The sequence below is a fragment of the Streptomyces sp. NPDC031365 genome (assembly GCF_055569765.1).
In genome coordinates, this window is the sequence record NZ_JBVIIM010000012.1 from 1 (window position 1) to 17,139 (window position 17,139).

Consider the following 17,139-nt stretch of genomic DNA (forward strand, 5'->3'; position numbering starts at 1 on the left):
TCGACAGCGAGAAGTACCAGCTCCGCACCCGCGACTGGGAAACGGCCGAGAAGGAAGGGCGGACCATCACCCCCCTCATCACGAAACTCAACACCCTCCGCCGGGCCCACCCCGCGCTGCGCCGGCTCAGGAACCTCCGGTTCCACCGGACCGACAACGACGCCGTCATCGCGTACAGCAAGCGCAGCGGCCCGGACGTCGTGCTGGTGATCGCCAACCTCGACCCCCACCACACCCAGGAGGCCACGGTCTCGTTGGACATGCCGCGACTCGGCCTGGACTGGCACGAGTCGGTGCCGGTACGTGACGAGCTCACCGGCGAGACCTACCACTGGGGCAGCGCCAACTACGTGCGGCTGGAGCCGGGGCGGGCTCCCGCCCATGTTCTGCACGTCCAGCGACCGCCCGCCGCACAGCGAAACGGAGGGCGAGGAACGTCATGACCGTGAACGAGCCAGTGCAGGACACCTTCGAGGACACACCGGTCAGGGACCGGGACCCGGAGTGGTTCAAGCGTGCCGTCTTCTACGAGGTCCTCGTCCGCTCCTTCCAGGACAGCGACGGTGACGGCATCGGCGACCTGAAGGGTCTGACCGCCAAACTCGACTATCTGCAGTGGCTGGGTGTCGACTGCCTGTGGCTGCCGCCGTTCTTCAAGTCGCCCCTGCGCGACGGCGGTTACGACGTCGCCGACTACACCGCCGTGCTGCCCGAGTTCGGCGACCTCGCCGACTTCGTCGAGTTCGCGGACTCCGCGCACCAGCGCGGCATGCGTCTGATCATCGACTTCGTCATGAACCACACCAGCGACCAGCATCCGTGGTTCCAGGAGTCGCGCAAGGATCCGGACGGTCCCTACGGCGACTTCTATGTGTGGGCCGACGACGACACGGGCTACCCGGACGCGCGGATCATCTTCGTCGACACCGAGGCCTCCAACTGGACGTACGACCCCGTACGGGGGCAGTACTACTTCCACCGCTTCTTCTCGCACCAGCCGGACCTCAACTACGAGAACCCGCGCGTGCAGGAGGAGATCCTGGCGGCCCTGCGCTTCTGGCTGGACCTGGGCATCGACGGGTTCCGGCTGGACGCGGTGCCGTATCTGTACGCGGCCGAGGGCACCAACTGCGAGAACCTGCCCGCCTCGCACGCCTTCCTGAAGCGGGTGCGCAAGGAGATCGACACGCAGTACCCGGACACGGTCCTGCTGGCCGAGGCGAACCAGTGGCCGGAGGACGTCGTCGACTACTTCGGCGACTACTCCGTCGGCGGCGACGAGTGCCACATGGCGTTCCACTTCCCGGTGATGCCCCGCATCTTCATGGCCGTGCGGCGCGAATCGCGCTACCCCGTCTCCGAGATCCTTGCCAAGACCCCGGCCATCCCCTCGGGCTGCCAGTGGGGCATCTTCCTGCGCAACCACGACGAGCTGACCCTGGAGATGGTCACCGACGACGAACGCGACTACATGTGGGCGGAGTACGCCAAGGACCCCCGCATGCGCGCCAACATCGGCATCCGCCGCCGCCTGGCCCCCCTGCTGGACAACGACCGCAACCAGATCGAGCTCTTCAACGCCCTGCTGCTCTCACTGCCGGGTTCACCGATCATCTACTACGGCGACGAGATCGGCATGGGCGACAACATCTGGCTCGGCGACCGCGACGCGGTGCGCACACCGATGCAGTGGACCCCCGACCGCAACGCCGGCTTCTCCTCCTCCGACCCGGGCCGGCTCTTCCTGCCCACGATCATGGACCCCGTCTACGGCTACCAGGTCACCAACGTCGAGGCGTCCATGGCGTCCCCGTCCTCGCTGCTGCACTGGACCCGCCGGATGATCGAGATCCGCAAACAGAACCATGCCTTCGGTCTCGGCTCCTACACCGAGCTGCCGTCCTCCAACCCGGCCGTCCTCGCCTTCCTGCGCGAGCACGAGGACGACCTGGTGCTCTGCGTGAACAACTTCTCACGCTTCGCACAGCCCACCGAGCTGGACCTCAGCGCCTTCGAGGGACGGCACCCGGTCGAGCTGTTCGGCGGGGTGCGGTTCCCGGCCATCGGCGAACTGCCCTACCTGCTGACCCTCGGGGGACACGGCTTCTACTGGTTCCGGCTCACCCGAGTCGCATCCCGCATCGGTCGACGACTGTGAGCGTGTGCCGGCGAGAGGAGGCGTCACCATGACGAAGACCGCATTCCTGCGCCCGCGAAGCGCACCCTCCGAGTCCACGGAGTCGCTCACCGGGCTGCTGCGCGAATGGCTGCCGCTGCAGCGCTGGTTCGCCGGCAAGGACCGGCCCGTCACCGACCTCGGTGTGCTGTCGATGACGGAGCTGTTCCCGGGCTGTCTGCACGTCCTGGTGCACGCCGCTCACGGCGGCGTGCCCGCTCCCGGGGGCACCACCCCGGCCGGTGACTGCTACCAACTGCTCCTCGGCGTGCGGGAGCACCCCGCACCGCGGCTCGGCAAGGCGCTCATCGGCAGGGTGGTGGACGGCCGGCTGGCCGGAATGACCGTCTACGACGCCCTCCACGACCCGCGCGCCGCCCAGTTGCTCCTGGAGCGGCTGCGCCGCCCCGGCACCGCGGGTCCGCTGCGTTTCGAGTGCGACGGAACCCAGCAGGTGCCCGCCGGACTGGTACCCCGGCTGATGACCGCCGAGCAGTCAAACTCCTCGCTCGTGTACGGCGACGAGTACATCCTGAAGGTGTTCCGGCGCATCCAGCCCGGCGTCAACCCCGATCTGGAGGTGCCGGGGGCGCTCGCCCGCCAGGGCTGCCACCGGGTCCCCGCCCCGGTGGCCTGGCTGGGCACCACGTATCCGTTCAAGGCGACGCTCGGCGTGCTCCAGCCGTATCTGCGCAACGCCTCCGACGGCTGGACGCTGGCCCTCGACGCGCTCGCCGCCGGTGACGACTTCACCGCGCAGGCACACGCGCTGGGCCGGGCGACGGCGGATGTCCATCTGGCGCTGTCCTCGGCGTTCCCCATCGGCACTCCGGGGGAGAACGGGCGGACGGCGGCGGCCATGACCGAACGGCTGACCGCCGCGGCGCACGCCGTGCCCGCGCTCCAGCCGTTCGTCCCGGGGCTGCGGGCCGCCTTCGCCGCGCTGGCCACCTGCGACGCCGGGCCGCCCGCCCAGCGCATCCACGGCGACCTGCATCTGGGGCAGGTACTGCGGGCCGGGCGCGAGTGGTTCGTCATCGACTTCGAGGGCGAGCCCTCCCGGCCGCTCTCCGAACGGCGCAGCGCCCACTCCCCCGTGCGGGACGTCGCGGGGATGCTGCGCTCCTTCGACTACGCCGCCCGCCAGCGCCGCCCCTGGCGCCCGGAATGGGCGCGTCGCTGCCGCGAGGCCTACTGCGCGGGCTACGCCGCCCGCGCCGGCTGGGACCCGCGCAAGAAGCACGGCCTGCTCCGCGCCTACGAGACGGACCGGGCCGTGTACGAGGTGCTGTACGAGGCCCGGCACCGACCCGACTGGCTGCCCGTACCCATGGCGGCGATCGAGCGCCTCGCCGTGAGAGGAGACTGAAGCCGTGGCCCTGCACGACACCCCGCTTTCCGAATCGGCCGGGCCCGTCCCGTCCGCCCCCGCGGCCCCGGAGGCCGCACCCGCCCTCGACCCGGCCGACCGTGGGCGCCTGCTGGCGGGCGCCCACCACGATCCGCACGCGCTGCTCGGCGCCCATCCGGTGCCCGGCGGTGTCGCCTTCCGGGCGCTGCGCCCCTTCGCCCGTGCGGTGAGCGTGCTCGTCGACGGCGGGCGCACCCCGCTCGTCTCGGAGGGCGACGGTCTGTTCTCCGTCGTCCTGCCGCTGGACCGGATCCCCGCGTACACACTGGCGGTGGCCTACGGCGAGGACGAGGCCGTGGAAACGCACGATCCGTACCGGTTCCTGCCGACGCTCGGCGAGTTCGACCTGCATCTGATCAGTGAGGGCCGGCACGAAGAGCTGTGGACGGCGCTCGGCGCGCACCCGATGACCCACCAGGGCGTCTCCGGCACCCGCTTCACGGTGTGGGCACCCAACGCGCAAGGAGTGCGGGTCGCCGCCGACTTCACCCACTGGGACGGTACGGCGTTCCCGATGCGCTCCCTCGGCTCGTCCGGGGTGTGGGAGCTGTTCCTGCCGGCCGTCGGCGAGGGCACCTGCTACAAGTTCGAGATCCACTCGCGCCACGGCCACCGGTTCCTCAAGGCCGATCCGATGGCGCGCCGCACGGAGGCTCCGCCGAACACGGCGTCCGTCGTGACGGCCTCGCACTACGAGTGGGGCGACGCACAGTGGTTCGCGACGCGGACCGAAACGCCCGTGCACGAGGCGCCCTTCTCGGTGTACGAGGTCCATCTGCCGTCGTGGCGGCCGGGACTGACGTATCGCGAGCTCGCCGAGGCGCTGCCCGCGTACGTCCAGGACATGGGCTTCACCCATGTGGAGTTGATGCCGGTCGCCGAGCACCCCTTCGGCCCTTCCTGGGGCTACCAGGTCACCGGGTTCTACGCACCCACGGCCCGCCTCGGCACCCCGGACGACTTCAAGTACCTGATCGACGCCCTGCACCGGGCCGGCATCGGGGTGATCATGGACTGGGTGCCTGCGCACTTCCCGAAGGACGACTGGGCGCTGGCCCGGTTCGACGGGGACCCGCTGTACGAGCCCGGGGACTCCCGGCGCGCGGAGCACCCCGACTGGGGGACGTACACCTTCGACTTCGCCCGCACCGAGGTGCGCAACTTCCTGGTCGCGAACGCTGTGTACTGGTGCCAGGAGTTCCACATCGACGGGCTGCGGGTGGACGCCGTCGCCTCCATGCTCTACCTGGACTACTCACGTGAGGACGGCGGTTGGGAGCCGAATGCCTACGGCGGCCGGGAGGACCTGGCCGCGATGGCGTTCCTCCAGGAGATGAACGCCACCGTCTACCGGCGCTGCCCCGGTGTGGTGACCATCGCGGAGGAGTCCACGGCGTGGGGCGGCGTGACCCGGCCCACCGACACCGGCGGCCTCGGGTTCGGACTGAAGTGGAACATGGGCTGGATGCACGACTCGCTGGAGTACGTCTCCCACGAGCCGGTGCACCGCAAGTACCACCACCACGACATGACGTTCGCGATGGTGTACGCCTACAGCGAGAACTACTGTCTGCCCATCTCGCACGACGAGGTGGTGCACGGCAAGCAGGCGCTGGTGTCCAAGATGCCGGGCGACTGGTGGCAGCGGCGCGCCAATGTCCGCGCCTACCTGGCCTTCATGTGGGCGCATCCCGGCAAGCAACTGCTCTTCATGGGACAGGAGTTCGCCCAGGGTGCCGAGTGGTGCGAAAAGCAGGGGCCGGAGTGGTGGCTGCTCGACGACGGGTACCACTCCGCCGGGGACCACCGCGGGGTGCAGGACCTGGTCCGCGATCTCAACACCCACTACCGGGCGACCCCGGCGCTGTGGCAGCGCGACACCGACCCGGCCGGCTTCCGGTGGGTGGCGGTGGACGCCGCCGACGACAACGTCTTCGCGTTCCTGCGGTACGACGCCGAGGGCCGGCCCCTGCTCGCGGTGTCGAACTTCTCCCCCGTGGTCCGGCAGGACTACCCGCTCGCCACCGGCGACGACGTGATCGCCTGGCAGGAAGTCCTCAACACCGACGCCGCGCGCTACGGCGGCGGGGACGTCACCGGCCCCGGCCCCGTCAAGCCCGAGGACGGCCGCATCCGGCTCACCCTGCCGCCCCTCGCGACGCTGTGGCTGGCGCCCGTCCCTCTGTGAGGCCCGGCGACGACGCCCAGGTGTCCCCGGGCCGCCGCGGGGCATTCGGGACCGTACGACCGAGGGCATCTCGGCGTCGTCGCGGCAGCTCGCAGAAGGGCGGACACCACGTGCGCACCGTGGGAGTGGAGGAGGAGCTCCTCCTGGTCGATCCGGAGTCGGGCGAACCGCGGGCGATGTCCGCGGCGGTGCTCGCCCGGGCCGAGCGGGACGACGCGGGGCAGGAAGTCTTCGAGAAGGAACTGCACGAGCAGATGCTGGAGTTCGCCACGCATCCGCAGTCGTCCATGGAAAGTCTGCGTGCGGAGATCGTCCGCTGCCGCAAGGAGGCCGCCGGTCACGCCGGGGAGATCGGCTGCGCCGTCGCCGCGCTGGCCACGTCGCCGCTGCCGGTCAGCCCGTCCATCGGTGTCAACCGGCGCTACCGGTGGATGGAGGAGCAGTACGGCATCGCCACCCGGGAACAGCTCGTCATGGGCTGCCACGTCCATGTCTCCGTCGAGTCCGACGAGGAGGGCACCGCGGTCGTCGACCGGCTGCGGCCCTGGCTGCCGGTGCTGGCGGCGCTGAGCGCGAACTCGCCGTTCTGGCAGGGCAGTGACACGGGGTACAACAGTTACCGCAGCCGGGTCTGGCAACGCTGGCCCTCCGCCGGTCCGACGGAGATCTTCGGTTCGGCCGAGCGGTACCACCGGCGGGTCGCCGACATGGTGGCCACCGGTGTCATCCTCGACGAGGGCATGATCTACTTCGACGCCCGGCTGTCCCAGCGGTATCCGACGGTGGAGATCCGGGTCTCCGACGTCTGTCTGCACGCGGAGACCGCGGGGCTGATCGCGACCCTGGCGCGAGGGCTGGTGGAGACCGCGGCGCGCGAGTGGAAGGCCGGCCGGGAGCCGCTGGATCCGGGCGTCAGCCTGCTCCGGCTGGCCGCCTGGCAGGCGGCCCGCTCGGGCCTGACCGGCGAACTGCTCCACCCGAGGACGCTGCGGCGCATGCCCGCCGAAGCGGTCGTACGCGGCCTTCTCGAGCACTGTGCCGAGGCCCTGGAGGCCGACGGGGACCTGGAGCGCGCCCGCGAGGGATGCGCCCGGCTGCTGCGCGACGGCAACGGCGCCCAGGTGCAGCGGGAGCTGATGCGGCGCACGGACAGTCTGAGGGATGTCGTCACGGAGTGTGTACGGCACACCCAGGCATAGGACGTAACGGGGTCAGAGGATGAGGATCAGGGCGTAGACCAGGAAGAAGGCCGCGACCAGGACCGCCAGGGCGAGGATCGCGGTCAGGGGCCCCTTGCCCCAGCCCCTTCCCCCGTTCTGCGCTCCCCGGGGGCCCGCCTCGGGCATGCTGCTCTCCGCGGGCGGTGTCTCGCCCGGGGGGACGCCGCCGCCCGGTTCGAGACCGGTGCTGCGTTCTGGTTCGGGATCTGGGTTGACGTAGGTCATGCGGTCCGGGTCCCCCGAAACCGGCGAGATCATCAGTGCGGACACACTTGTCGCGATCCCGGCGCGGGGGCGGTCGGGCTGGACTACATTCAGGCACCGCCGATGACCGTCCTCATCGGCCGAGTCACACCCCGTACATGTCAGGAGCACTGCATGAGCGACCTCGCTCTCGCTCCCCCGTCCGCCTCGCCCCTGACCGGCGGTCTCGCCGACAGTCTCTTCGCGAGGGCGGACCAGAGCCCGACCCTGCCGGTACTCGCCCGTCGCACCGGCCCGGAGTCCTCCACCTGGGAGGAGATCACCGCTCTGGAGTTCCGGGACGAGGTTGTCGGCCTGGCCAAAGGCCTGATCGCCTCCGGGATCTCGCCGGGCGCACGGGTGGCGATCATGGCGCGCACCCGATGCGAGTGGACCTTTCTGTGCCACGCCCTGTGGACGGTGGGCGCCGAGGTCGTGCCGATCTATCCGACCTCATCGCGGGAGCAGGTGGAGTGGATCCTCCGGGACTCCGGCTGTGTCGCCGTGCTGGTGGAGGACGAGCAGAGTGTGATGACCGTCGGGTCGGTGTGCGCCGCGCTGCCCAGGCTCCGGCACGTCTGGCAGCTGGACTCGGGCGGGCTGGAGCAGCTGGCGGCGCGCGGCGAGTACATCCCGTCGGCCACGGTCGACTCGATGCGCCGCATCGTGCTCCCGGACTCCACGGCCGCGATCGCCTACACCTCCGGCACCTCGGGCCATGCCATGGGCTGCGCCCTGAGCCACCGCGGCGTGGCGTTCATCTGCGACACGCTGCTGGAGGGGTGGGGCCACACCGTGGCACCGCCCGGGGAGCGGGGCGCCGTCCTCGCCTTCCTGCCGTTCTCCCATGTGTACGGCCTGATGATCCAGAGCCTGTGCGTCCGCGGCGGTCTGCTGATGGGACACGAGCCCGACCTCGCCGGGGAGTCGCTGTCGTCGGCCCTGCGCACCTTCCGGCCCACCTATCTGTACGCGGTGCCCTCGCTGCTGGAGAAGATCTACAAGAACTTCCTGCGCACGGCGCAGCAGCAGGGCCGCGCTGCCCTGTTCGAGCGCGCCGCCGGCACGGCCCGGGACTTCGCCGCCGCGGTGGAGCGGCAGCGGCTGGGACGTGGCTCCGGGCCGGGGCTGGACCTGAGGTTGCAGCACGCCCTCTACGAGCGCACCGTCTACCGCAGACTGCGGGCTGCGCTGGGCGGCCGGGTGCAGCGGGCCACGTCCGGCGGTTCGCCGCTCAACCGCGACCTCTCCCTCTTCTACGAGGGGATCGGCATCTACGTCCACGACGGCTACGGGCTCACCGAGACCAGCGGCGGGGCCACGATGCAGCCGTTCGGGCGGGAGAAGTCCGGCACCGTCGGACAGGCACTGCCGGGCACCGCGATCCGGGTGGCCGACGACGGGGAGATCCTGGTGCGCGGGCCGTCGGTGTTCCAGGGGTACGTGGGCGACGAGGCCGCCTCCAGGGCGGTGCTGCGCGACGGCTGGCTGGCCACGGGGGATCTCGGCCGGCTGGACACCGAGGGCTATCTCACCATCACCGGCCGCAAGAAGGACATCATCGTCACCAGCAGCGGCAAGAGCGTGGCGCCGGCGGCTCTGGAGCACCGGCTGCGGATGCATCCGCTGGTGCATCAGGCCGTCGTCGTGGGCGACAACCGGCCGTGTGTGGGTGCCCTGATCACACTGGACCCGGACTTCCTGGCCGACTCGCGGGCCGCGCTGTCCCTGCCGGGCGACGCACCGGCCCGGGAGGCCCGGGAGGAGAACGCGCTGCGCGAGGAGGTCGCTCGGGCGGTCGCCGCGGCCAACAGCAGTGTGTCGCGCTCGGAGTCGATCCGGGTGTTCCGGGTGCTGCCCGAGCCGTTCGACGTGACCAACGGGCTGCTCACACCGTCGATGAAGCTGCGCCGCGACGAGATAGTGCGTCGTTACGCGCTGGAGATCGACGCCATGTACCAGTCGCGTAGCCGTCCGGGGCGCAGGTCGGCGCCCGACGTGTCCCCGGGCTGGGACGACTCGGACAACGTGTTCCGCTGAACGGTTTGGTACCGCCGGCCGGTGACGGGTTTGTCACCGGCCGCGCACGGGCAAGCGGGCGCGTAGGCTCCGCCCGCACGGGAACCCACAGACCGGAAGGACGCACAGGACGTGGACGACTGCCCCGCTGTGCCGGGGCACGGAAGGCGAGATGGCACCCGAGCCGCGTAGGGACAGGACACTGGCCGGCGAGGAGATCACGAGCCGCATCGCCAGCTTCCCGGGGGAGCTGCACGATGTGACGGACGCACGCATGGTCGCGGAGGAGTTCCTCTTCGATCTGGCCCGTGTGTCGGCGCCGTCGGCTCCGGAACACTGGGACGACATTCTTCTGGTGGTGACGGAACTGGCCGCCAACGCGGTCCAGTACGCGCCGGGCCCCTTCCAGATGCGTCTGCGCAGAACGTTCGACGGGGTGCACGTGGTGATGCACGACACCAGCACCACGGAGCCGGCTCCCCGGCCCTTCCATCCCCACAGCGGCGGTGGCGGGATCGGCTGGCACCTGATCCACACGCTGTGCGATCAGGTCAGTGTGGTCGGCGACGACCATGGCAAGGACATCCACGTCTTCCTGCCGTGGTGAGCCGCCCGGCGCGGGCGCTCAGCCGACGGGCCGCTCGCGGGGCGGCAGCCGGTGATAGTAGTCGCCGACCGCGGTGAGGTAGGCCGGGTCCATGGTCTCGCTGTCGGTCCGGAACCGGGGCGCGGCTTTCACCTCGGCCCGGCTGCAGGCCACCGTCAGCCTCCGCTCCCCCGCGTCCACGGCGGCGACCACACCGACCGGCACCAGGAGACTGCGGCCGAACACCCACACTCCGGTGTCGACGACGAGGTGCCGCATCCCGTGGTGGTCGGCCTGCCGGTCGACATGGCCGATGGTGCCGTCGCTCGCGAGGACGGTGTAACCCGTCACATCCTGCTCCGCGACGTGGTTCAGGTCCGACGCGTAGGACCAGATGCTGTCGATGGGCACTGCTCGTTGCCTCCCCGGGTGTACGTCCGCTGCGCGGAGCGAGGGGCCGGGTGTCCGCCCGCCCTCCTCCACAGCAGCAAATACCCGGTGGGCGCCCGTACATTCGAAAGGCGCGGACCCCAAATCCCGCGCCGGTGATCCGGCGCCCGCGCCCGGCGAAATACGCCCGAGTACCCCTCCGGGCCAGGTGCATGCATGCGCGCCGCGCCTTTCCCGGACCGTTCCGCGGGGCCCGGGCCACGCTTTGTTCGGTGCTCTCCATGTGGGTTAGCCTTCGGCGTATTTCTCATCGCGCAGATCCGTGAACTGCGGAAACGCGCACTGATTCCGCCGGAACGAGGGTGCGCATGACCAGCAAGAGCACCGAGGGGACCGACGCTGCTCCGGGGGACGAGGAGCTGATGCGGCTCCTGGCGGGGCTGACGGCTGTACGGGACGGGGACTTCGGCACCCGGCTGCCGGACGACGCGGACGGCCTCATGGGGGACATCGCCAAGGTCTTCAACGGCATGGTGGACCAGCTGTCGGTGTTCACCTCCGAGGTGACCCGTGTGGCCCGCGAGGTCGGCACCGAAGGGGCGCTGGGCGGGCAGGCGCAGGTGCCGGGTGTCTCCGGCACCTGGGCCGACCTGACGGACTCGGTGAACGCCATGGCGGGCAACCTCACCGCGCAGGTCCGCAATGTGGCGCAGGTGACGACGGCCGTCGCCAAGGGTGACCTCTCGCAGAAGATCACCGTCGACGCCCGCGGCGAGATCCTCGAACTCAAGAACACCATCAACACGATGGTCGACCAGCTCTCCGCCTTCGCCGACGAGGTCACCCGCGTCGCCCGCGAGGTCGGCACCGAGGGCCGCCTCGGCGGCCAGGCCGATGTGCAGGGAGTCAAGGGGACCTGGCGCGACCTCACCCACTCGGTGAACTTCATGGCCGGCAACCTCACCGGCCAGGTGCGCAACATCGCGCTGGTGGCGACCGCCGTCGCCAAGGGCGACCTCTCGCAGAAGATCACCGTCGACGCCCGCGGCGAGATCCTCGAACTCAAGAACACCATCAACACGATGGTCGACCAGCTCTCCGCCTTCGCCGACGAGGTCACCCGCGTCGCCCGCGAGGTCGGCACCGAGGGCCGCCTCGGCGGCCAGGCCCAGGTGCGGGGTGTCTCCGGCACCTGGAAGGACCTCACCGACAACGTCAACGTGATGGCGTCCAATCTGACCGGTCAGGTCCGTTCCATCGCCCAGGTCGCGTCCGCCGTGGGCCGGGGCGACCTGTCGCAGCGGATCCGGGTGGAGGCCGCGGGCGAGGTCGCGGCACTGGCAGATGTCATCAACACCATGGTGGACACGCTGTCCGCCTTCGCCGACGAGGTCACCCGCGTCGCCCGCGAGGTCGGCACCGAGGGCCGCCTCGGCGGACAGGCGCATGTGCCGCATGTCGCCGGCACCTGGCGGGACCTCACCGACAACGTCAACTCCATGGCCAACAACCTCACCGGTCAGGTGCGCAACATCGCGCTGGTGACGACCGCCGTCGCCAGGGGCGATCTGTCGAAGAAGATCGACGTCGACGCGCGTGGTGAGATCCTCGAGCTGAAGACCACGATCAACACGATGGTCGACCAGCTCTCCGCCTTCGCCCAGGAGGTGACCCGCGTCGCCCGCGAGGTCGGCACCGAGGGCCGCCTCGGCGGCCAGGCCGAGGTCGAGGGCGTCTCCGGCACCTGGAAGCGGCTCACCGAGAACGTCAACGAGCTGGCCGGCAACCTCACCCGGCAGGTCCGCGCGATCGCTCAGGTCACCAGCGCCGTCGCCGAGGGCGATCTGACGCGCTCGATCTCCGTCGAGGCGTCCGGCGAGGTCGCCGAGCTCAAGGACAACATCAACGCGATGGTGGAGTCCCTGCGCGAGACCACCCGGGCCAATCAGGAGCAGGACTGGCTCAAGACCAATCTCGCCCGGGTCTCCGGTCTGATGCAGGGGCACCGCGACCTGCCCGTGGTCGCCGAGCTGATCATGGATGAGCTGGTACCGCTGGTGTCGGCCCAGTACGGCGCCTTCTATCTCGTGGAGGACGGCGAGGACGGCCCCGGTCTGCGGCTGGTCGGCTCCTACGGCTACCCCGACGACGACGTCCGGCCCACCCGTATCGCCTTCGGCCGCACCCTGGTCGGCCAGGCCGCCCGCAGCCGCCGCGCCATCACGGTGGACGAGCTCCCGCCGGACTACATGGCCATCTCCTCCGGCCTCGGCCAGGTGGTGCCGAGGGCGCTGGTGCTGCTGCCCATCGTGGTCGAGGGCCAGGTGCTGGGTGTCATGGAGCTGGCTTCGGTGACCCCGTTCACCCAGATCCACGGGGACTTCCTGGTCCAGCTGATGGAGACCATCGGCGTCAACGTCAACACCATCGTGGCCAACGCCCGTACCGACGAACTGCTGGCGGAATCGCAGCGGCTCACCGCCGAACTTCAGGAACGCTCGGCGGAGTTGCAGTCCCAGCAGGAAGAACTCCAGCACTCCAACTCCGAGCTGGAGGAGAAGGCCGCACTCCTGGCTGCGCAGAACCGGGACATCGAGGCGAAGAACCTGCAGATCGAGCACGCCCGGCAGGAGCTGGAGGCACGGGCCCAGCAGCTGTCGCTGGCCTCGAAGTACAAGTCGGAGTTCCTGGCGAACATGAGCCATGAGCTGCGTACCCCGCTGAACAGCCTGCTGATCCTGGCCCAGTTGCTCGCACAGAACCCCTCACGCAACCTCAGTCCCAAGCAGGTCGAGTACGCGCAGATCATCCACTCGGCGGGCTCGGACCTGCTGCAGCTGATCAACGACATCCTGGATCTGTCCAAGGTCGAGGCCGGCAAGATGGACGTCAGCCCCGAGCGGGTGGAGCTGCGCCGGCTCGTCGAGTACGTCGAGGCCACCTTCCGGCCCATGACGATGCAGAAGAGCCTGGACTTCACGGTGACGACGGCCCCGGGCGCGCCGGCGGACCTGCTCACCGACGACTCCCGGCTGCGGCAGGTGCTGCGCAACCTGCTGTCCAACGCGGTGAAGTTCACCGAGCACGGCGGGGTGGAGCTGCGGATCGAACCCGCGCCGGACGACGAGGTGCCCGCCGGGGTGCTGCGGGGCGGTCCGGTGGTGGCCTTCCGGGTGCGGGACACCGGTGTCGGCATCCCGGAGCAGCACCTGGAGTCGATCTTCGGTGCCTTCCAGCAGGCGGACGGCACGACGAGCCGCAAGTACGGGGGCACGGGGCTCGGTCTGTCCATCACCCGGGAGATCGCGCACCTGCTCGGTGGCGCCGTCGTGGTGGACAGCGTCGCCGGCCAGGGCAGCACATTCACCCTGTTCCTGCCCGTGGCCAGGCCTGACTTCGAGGATCTGCTGCGGCCCGCCCGGGGCGCGGACCACGATCCGGCCGAGGCGCTGCCGGACGCGTCGTCCTCGCCCCTGCCCGCGATCGAGGCGGGGACCGGATCCGGGGAGCGTCCCCGGCGGCTGCTCGTCGTGGAGGAGCGGCCCCGTGGCCTGCTGACCCTGGTCGCGGAGAGCGTGGTCCAGGACGTCACCCGGGGCAACGGCACCTCCCGGCCGTCGGTCGACGTCATCACCGCCGTCGGCGCCCAGGAGGCGGCGGGTGCGCTGGCCGCCGACCCGTGCCACTGCGTGGTGCTGGAGCTGGGCATGAAGGCGGAGGTCACCCGGTTCCTGGATGCGCTGCGGGGCGATTCCGCCCTGGCGAGCGTCCCGGTGCTGGTGCACAGCGGTCACCGGGCCGACGCGGCGATGGAGGAGACCCTGCGCTCCCGTGCCGAGGGCACGGCGCTGGAGTTCCTGTCCAGCCTGGACGAACTGCGCGAACGCATCGCCCTGCACCTGTCCGCCGAGGAGCCCGGCGACGTGCTGTCGCTGGTGCGCGGCGACGAGGCGCACCGGACAGCCCCGCAGACGGTCGTGGACGGCTCGTTCTCCGGCCGGACGGTCCTCGTCGTCGACGACGACGCGCGCAACCTGTTCGCGCTCAGCGGGATCCTGGAGCTGCACGGCTTCCGTGTCCTGCACGCGGAGAACGGCCGCACAGGCATCGAGAGACTCGTGCACAACCCCGATGTGGCGCTCGTGCTGATGGATGTGATGATGCCCGAGCTGGACGGCTACGCCGCCACGGCCGAGATCCGGTCCATGCCGCAGTACGCCGAGCTGCCCATCATCGCCGTCACCGCCAAGGCGATGCCCGGGGACCGGGAGAAGAGTCTCGCCTCGGGGGCCAGCGACTACGTCACCAAACCGGTCGACACCCAGGCCCTGATCGCCTGTGTCCGCCGCTGGCTGCCCGCGTGAACCCCGCCGCAGGGCCCCGCAGCCGCCGAGGAGCGTGCGCACCGTGAGCATCAGGGAACATCCGAGCGAGCAGCCCGGGCCCCGGCCCGACCACCCGCCGGCCGGGCCCGCCGGGGTGTCCGCGGAGTCGCCCGTGGGCAGACTCGCGGCCACGGTGGAGCGGCTCAGCCGTGAGGTGCGGGCCGCGCAGGCGGAGGCCGAGGGCCGGGCGCTGATCGAACTGGCCAAGGGCATCCTGGTCGAACGCCTGGGGTGCGGTCCCGCACAGGCCGCCCGGCAGCTCTCCGAGCTGACCGAGCAGGCGGGGACGACCCAGCTTCAGTTCGCGGTCGAGGTCATCAACCAGGCCGCCCGGGACCGGATGTCCGAGGTGACGGACGCCTTCCTGGCCGCCACCCGGGCCGCCCAGGCGGCGGGTCCTGAGCCCGCGGCCGTACGGCTGCGGGCGGCCGAGAGCGGGGCGCTGGCCGCGGACGACACGCAGGCCGTGGCCGACTCCCTGCTCGAGCAGGCGCTGCGCCCCCTGGGCGCGGTGGCCGTGGCGATCTGGGCGGCGGGCGCCGACGGGTCGCTCACCCTCGCGGGCAGTGCCGGGTTCTCACCGGCCGAGGCGGCGCGCTGGTACTACGTACCACCGGACGTGGCGACGGTCGCCCGGTGCGCGCTGGCGGAGCGCGACGGCCTGTGGATCACGTCGACGGGCGACCGGGGCCTGCCCAGCGTCGGCCGGCACCACTACCCGGACGGGGGCAGGGCAGCCGTGCCCGCCGGTACCGGGGGGCGGGTGTACGGCGTGCTGGAGATCGTCTGGCCCGCCCCGCTGCCCGGGCAGCCGCCGCAGATCGTCCGCCAGGTCGAGGCCCTGGCCGAGCTGTGCGCGCACACCCTGGAGACGTACACACCGCCGGGCGGCCCAACCCGGCAGCCGCGGGCGCTGCCGGACGCGGCGGAACTGATGGATCTGGCGGACGGGCTGTACGACCCGGCCCTCGTCCTCGTGCCGTACCTGGACCCCGCCGGGAACCTGCTGGACTTCCGCATCCAGCACGTCAACGGCCGCTTCCTGGACCCGGCGGGCCGGCCCCGTGCCATGGTCAGCGGTGCGCTGCTGCTGGAGGCGTATCCGATGGCCGCCGGGGACAGCGAGCTGTTTCAGCGGATCGAGCGGGTGTACGCCACGGGTGAGCCGTTCCGGGCCCGGCGGATGAATCTGACCGCGCTCGTGGACCAAGTGCCGCTGGCGGCGGTCGCGGACATCAGCGTCAGTCGGCACGGCGACGGGATCCTGTTCATCTGGCGCATCGAGGACGAGACGGCGCGCCTGGCGAGCCTGCTCCAGCATGCCCAGAGGCTCGGCCGGATCGGCGGTTTCGAGGAGAACCTGCTGACCGGGGAGATCACCTGGAACGGTCAGCTGTTCGACCTGTACGGGCGCCCGCAGTCGAGCCCTCCGGTGCCGCTGGAGGAGCTGCCCGCGCACGCCCATCCGGACGACGCCGTCACCATCGGCCGTTTCCTGCGCACGCTGCTGCACCACCGGCGGCCGGCCTCGGCGGCCTTCCGGCTGCAGCGGCCCGACGGGGTGACCCGGCACATCCGGGTGGTCGCCGAGCCGGTGCTGGATACGGACGGCCGGCTGCTCACCACCCGCGGCGCCTACCAGGACATCTCCTCCCAGCACTGGACGGAGGTGGCGCTGGCGGCCACCCGCGACCAGCTGGCGCACAGCGAACAGCACGCCAGCGAGCGGGACCGGCTGGCGCTGCAGTTGCAGCGCGCCATCATGCCGCCCACCCAGGCGCCGCTGCAGGTGCCCGACCTGGACGTAGCCGTGCGCTACCGGCCCGCCGAGGCCGAGCAGTTGGTGGGCGGCGATTGGTACGACGCCGTGGTGCTGCCGTCCCGTCTGGTGCTGCTGTGCGTGGGTGACGTGGCCGGTCACGGCATAGAAGCGGCGACCAGCATGGTCGTCCTGCGCAACGCGCTGCGCGGGCTGGCCGTCACCGGGGCGGGCCCCGGGCAGCTGCTGTCGTGGCTGAACATCGTGACGCACCATCTGACCGGCGGCGTCACCGCCACGGCGGTCTGCGCCCTGTACGACCCGGCCACGCGCACCCTGCGCTGGGCACGGGCGGGCCATCTGCCGCCGGTGCTGGTGCGGGGCTCCGAGGCCGCGCCGCTGCCGCTGGTGCGCGGGCTGCTGCTCGGTGCCGTACCGGAGGCGGCGTACGAGGAGGCGGAGGTGCAGCTGGCCGCCGGGGACAACCTGCTGATGTACACGGACGGTCTGATCGAGCGCCGGGACCGTACGGTGGAGGAGTCCCTGACGCATCTGCTGACCACCGCCGTCACGGTTCCGGCCTCGCTCGACCAGCGGCTCGACCGCCTGCTCACGTACAGCAGGTCGGACACGGACGACGACACGTGCATCGTGGGAATCCGCGTGGGATGAGTGCGGCGGCCCGGGCATCGGGCGCGTGGAGGAATGAGCGGGCCATTCGGGGGTACGCGCGGCTGCGCGACGAAGAGCTTGATCACCTGT

General features: G+C 71.0%; 10 protein-coding genes and 1 pseudogene. 9 read left to right on the forward strand and 2 right to left on the reverse strand.

Annotation, left to right across the window (positions count from 1 at the left end; genetic code table 11):
* From ACZ5C2_RS19050 to ACZ5C2_RS19070, 5 genes and pseudogenes are all read left to right on the forward strand, one after another.
* Nucleotides 1-443 (forward strand): annotated as a pseudogene (locus ACZ5C2_RS19050) (alpha-1,4-glucan--maltose-1-phosphate maltosyltransferase); the annotation flags it as partial.
* Nucleotides 440-2,158, forward strand: a complete 1,719-nt coding sequence (gene treS / locus ACZ5C2_RS19055; protein WP_468792254.1) for a maltose alpha-D-glucosyltransferase — start codon at nt 440-442, stop codon at nt 2,156-2,158. The pseudogene ACZ5C2_RS19050 and the gene treS, both read left to right, overlap by 4 nt.
* Nucleotides 2,159-2,186: 28 nt before the next feature.
* Nucleotides 2,187-3,545 (forward strand): maltokinase N-terminal cap-like domain-containing protein, encoded by a 1,359-nt coding sequence (locus ACZ5C2_RS19060; protein WP_468792257.1) that lies wholly within the window; start codon nt 2,187-2,189, stop codon nt 3,543-3,545.
* Between the two features lie 4 nt (nt 3,546-3,549).
* On the forward strand, nt 3,550-5,775 hold the full coding sequence (gene glgB / locus ACZ5C2_RS19065) for a 1,4-alpha-glucan branching protein GlgB (protein WP_468792260.1): 2,226 nt from the start codon (nt 3,550-3,552) through the stop codon (nt 5,773-5,775).
* A gap of 110 nt (nt 5,776-5,885) precedes the next feature.
* Nucleotides 5,886-6,974, forward strand: a complete 1,089-nt coding sequence (locus tag ACZ5C2_RS19070) for a glutamate--cysteine ligase 2 (protein ID WP_468792263.1) — start codon at nt 5,886-5,888, stop codon at nt 6,972-6,974.
* 12 nt (nt 6,975-6,986) lie between these two features.
* On the opposite strand, the gene ACZ5C2_RS19075 is transcribed toward ACZ5C2_RS19070, so the two are convergent.
* Nucleotides 6,987-7,220 (reverse strand): DUF6480 family protein, encoded by a 234-nt coding sequence (locus ACZ5C2_RS19075; RefSeq protein WP_468792266.1) that lies wholly within the window; start codon nt 7,218-7,220, stop codon nt 6,987-6,989.
* Nucleotides 7,221-7,373: 153 nt separating this feature from the next.
* Here ACZ5C2_RS19075 and ACZ5C2_RS19080 point away from each other — a divergent pair, with 153 nt between their 5' ends.
* A complete protein-coding gene (locus tag ACZ5C2_RS19080; RefSeq protein WP_468792270.1) occupies nt 7,374-9,278 on the forward strand; it encodes an AMP-dependent synthetase/ligase in 1,905 nt (634 codons plus the stop codon).
* Nucleotides 9,279-9,429: 151 nt separating this feature from the next.
* The gene (locus tag ACZ5C2_RS19085; protein WP_468792273.1) at nt 9,430-9,864 is read left to right on the forward strand and encodes an ATP-binding protein; all 435 of its coding nucleotides are present in this window, start codon (nt 9,430-9,432) and stop codon (nt 9,862-9,864) included.
* Nucleotides 9,865-9,882: 18 nt separating this feature from the next.
* Here the strand turns inward: ACZ5C2_RS19085 and ACZ5C2_RS19090 are convergent, their stop codons facing one another.
* Nucleotides 9,883-10,254 carry a PRC-barrel domain containing protein gene (locus tag ACZ5C2_RS19090; protein ID WP_468792276.1) on the reverse strand — a complete coding sequence of 124 codons (372 nt, stop codon included), beginning with the start codon at nt 10,252-10,254 and terminating at the stop codon, nt 9,883-9,885.
* 347 nt (nt 10,255-10,601) lie between these two features.
* On the opposite strand from ACZ5C2_RS19090, the gene ACZ5C2_RS19095 reads away from it, so the two are divergent.
* Together ACZ5C2_RS19095 and ACZ5C2_RS19100 are read left to right on the forward strand one after the other, a co-directional pair.
* Entirely contained in the window at nt 10,602-14,597 is a 3,996-nt protein-coding gene (locus ACZ5C2_RS19095; RefSeq protein WP_468792279.1) for a HAMP domain-containing protein, read from the forward strand.
* 43 nt (nt 14,598-14,640) lie between these two features.
* Nucleotides 14,641-17,049, forward strand: coding sequence for a SpoIIE family protein phosphatase (locus ACZ5C2_RS19100; protein ID WP_468792281.1), 2,409 nt, complete (start codon nt 14,641-14,643; stop codon nt 17,047-17,049).
* The last annotated feature ends 90 nt before the right edge of the window (nt 17,050-17,139 follow it).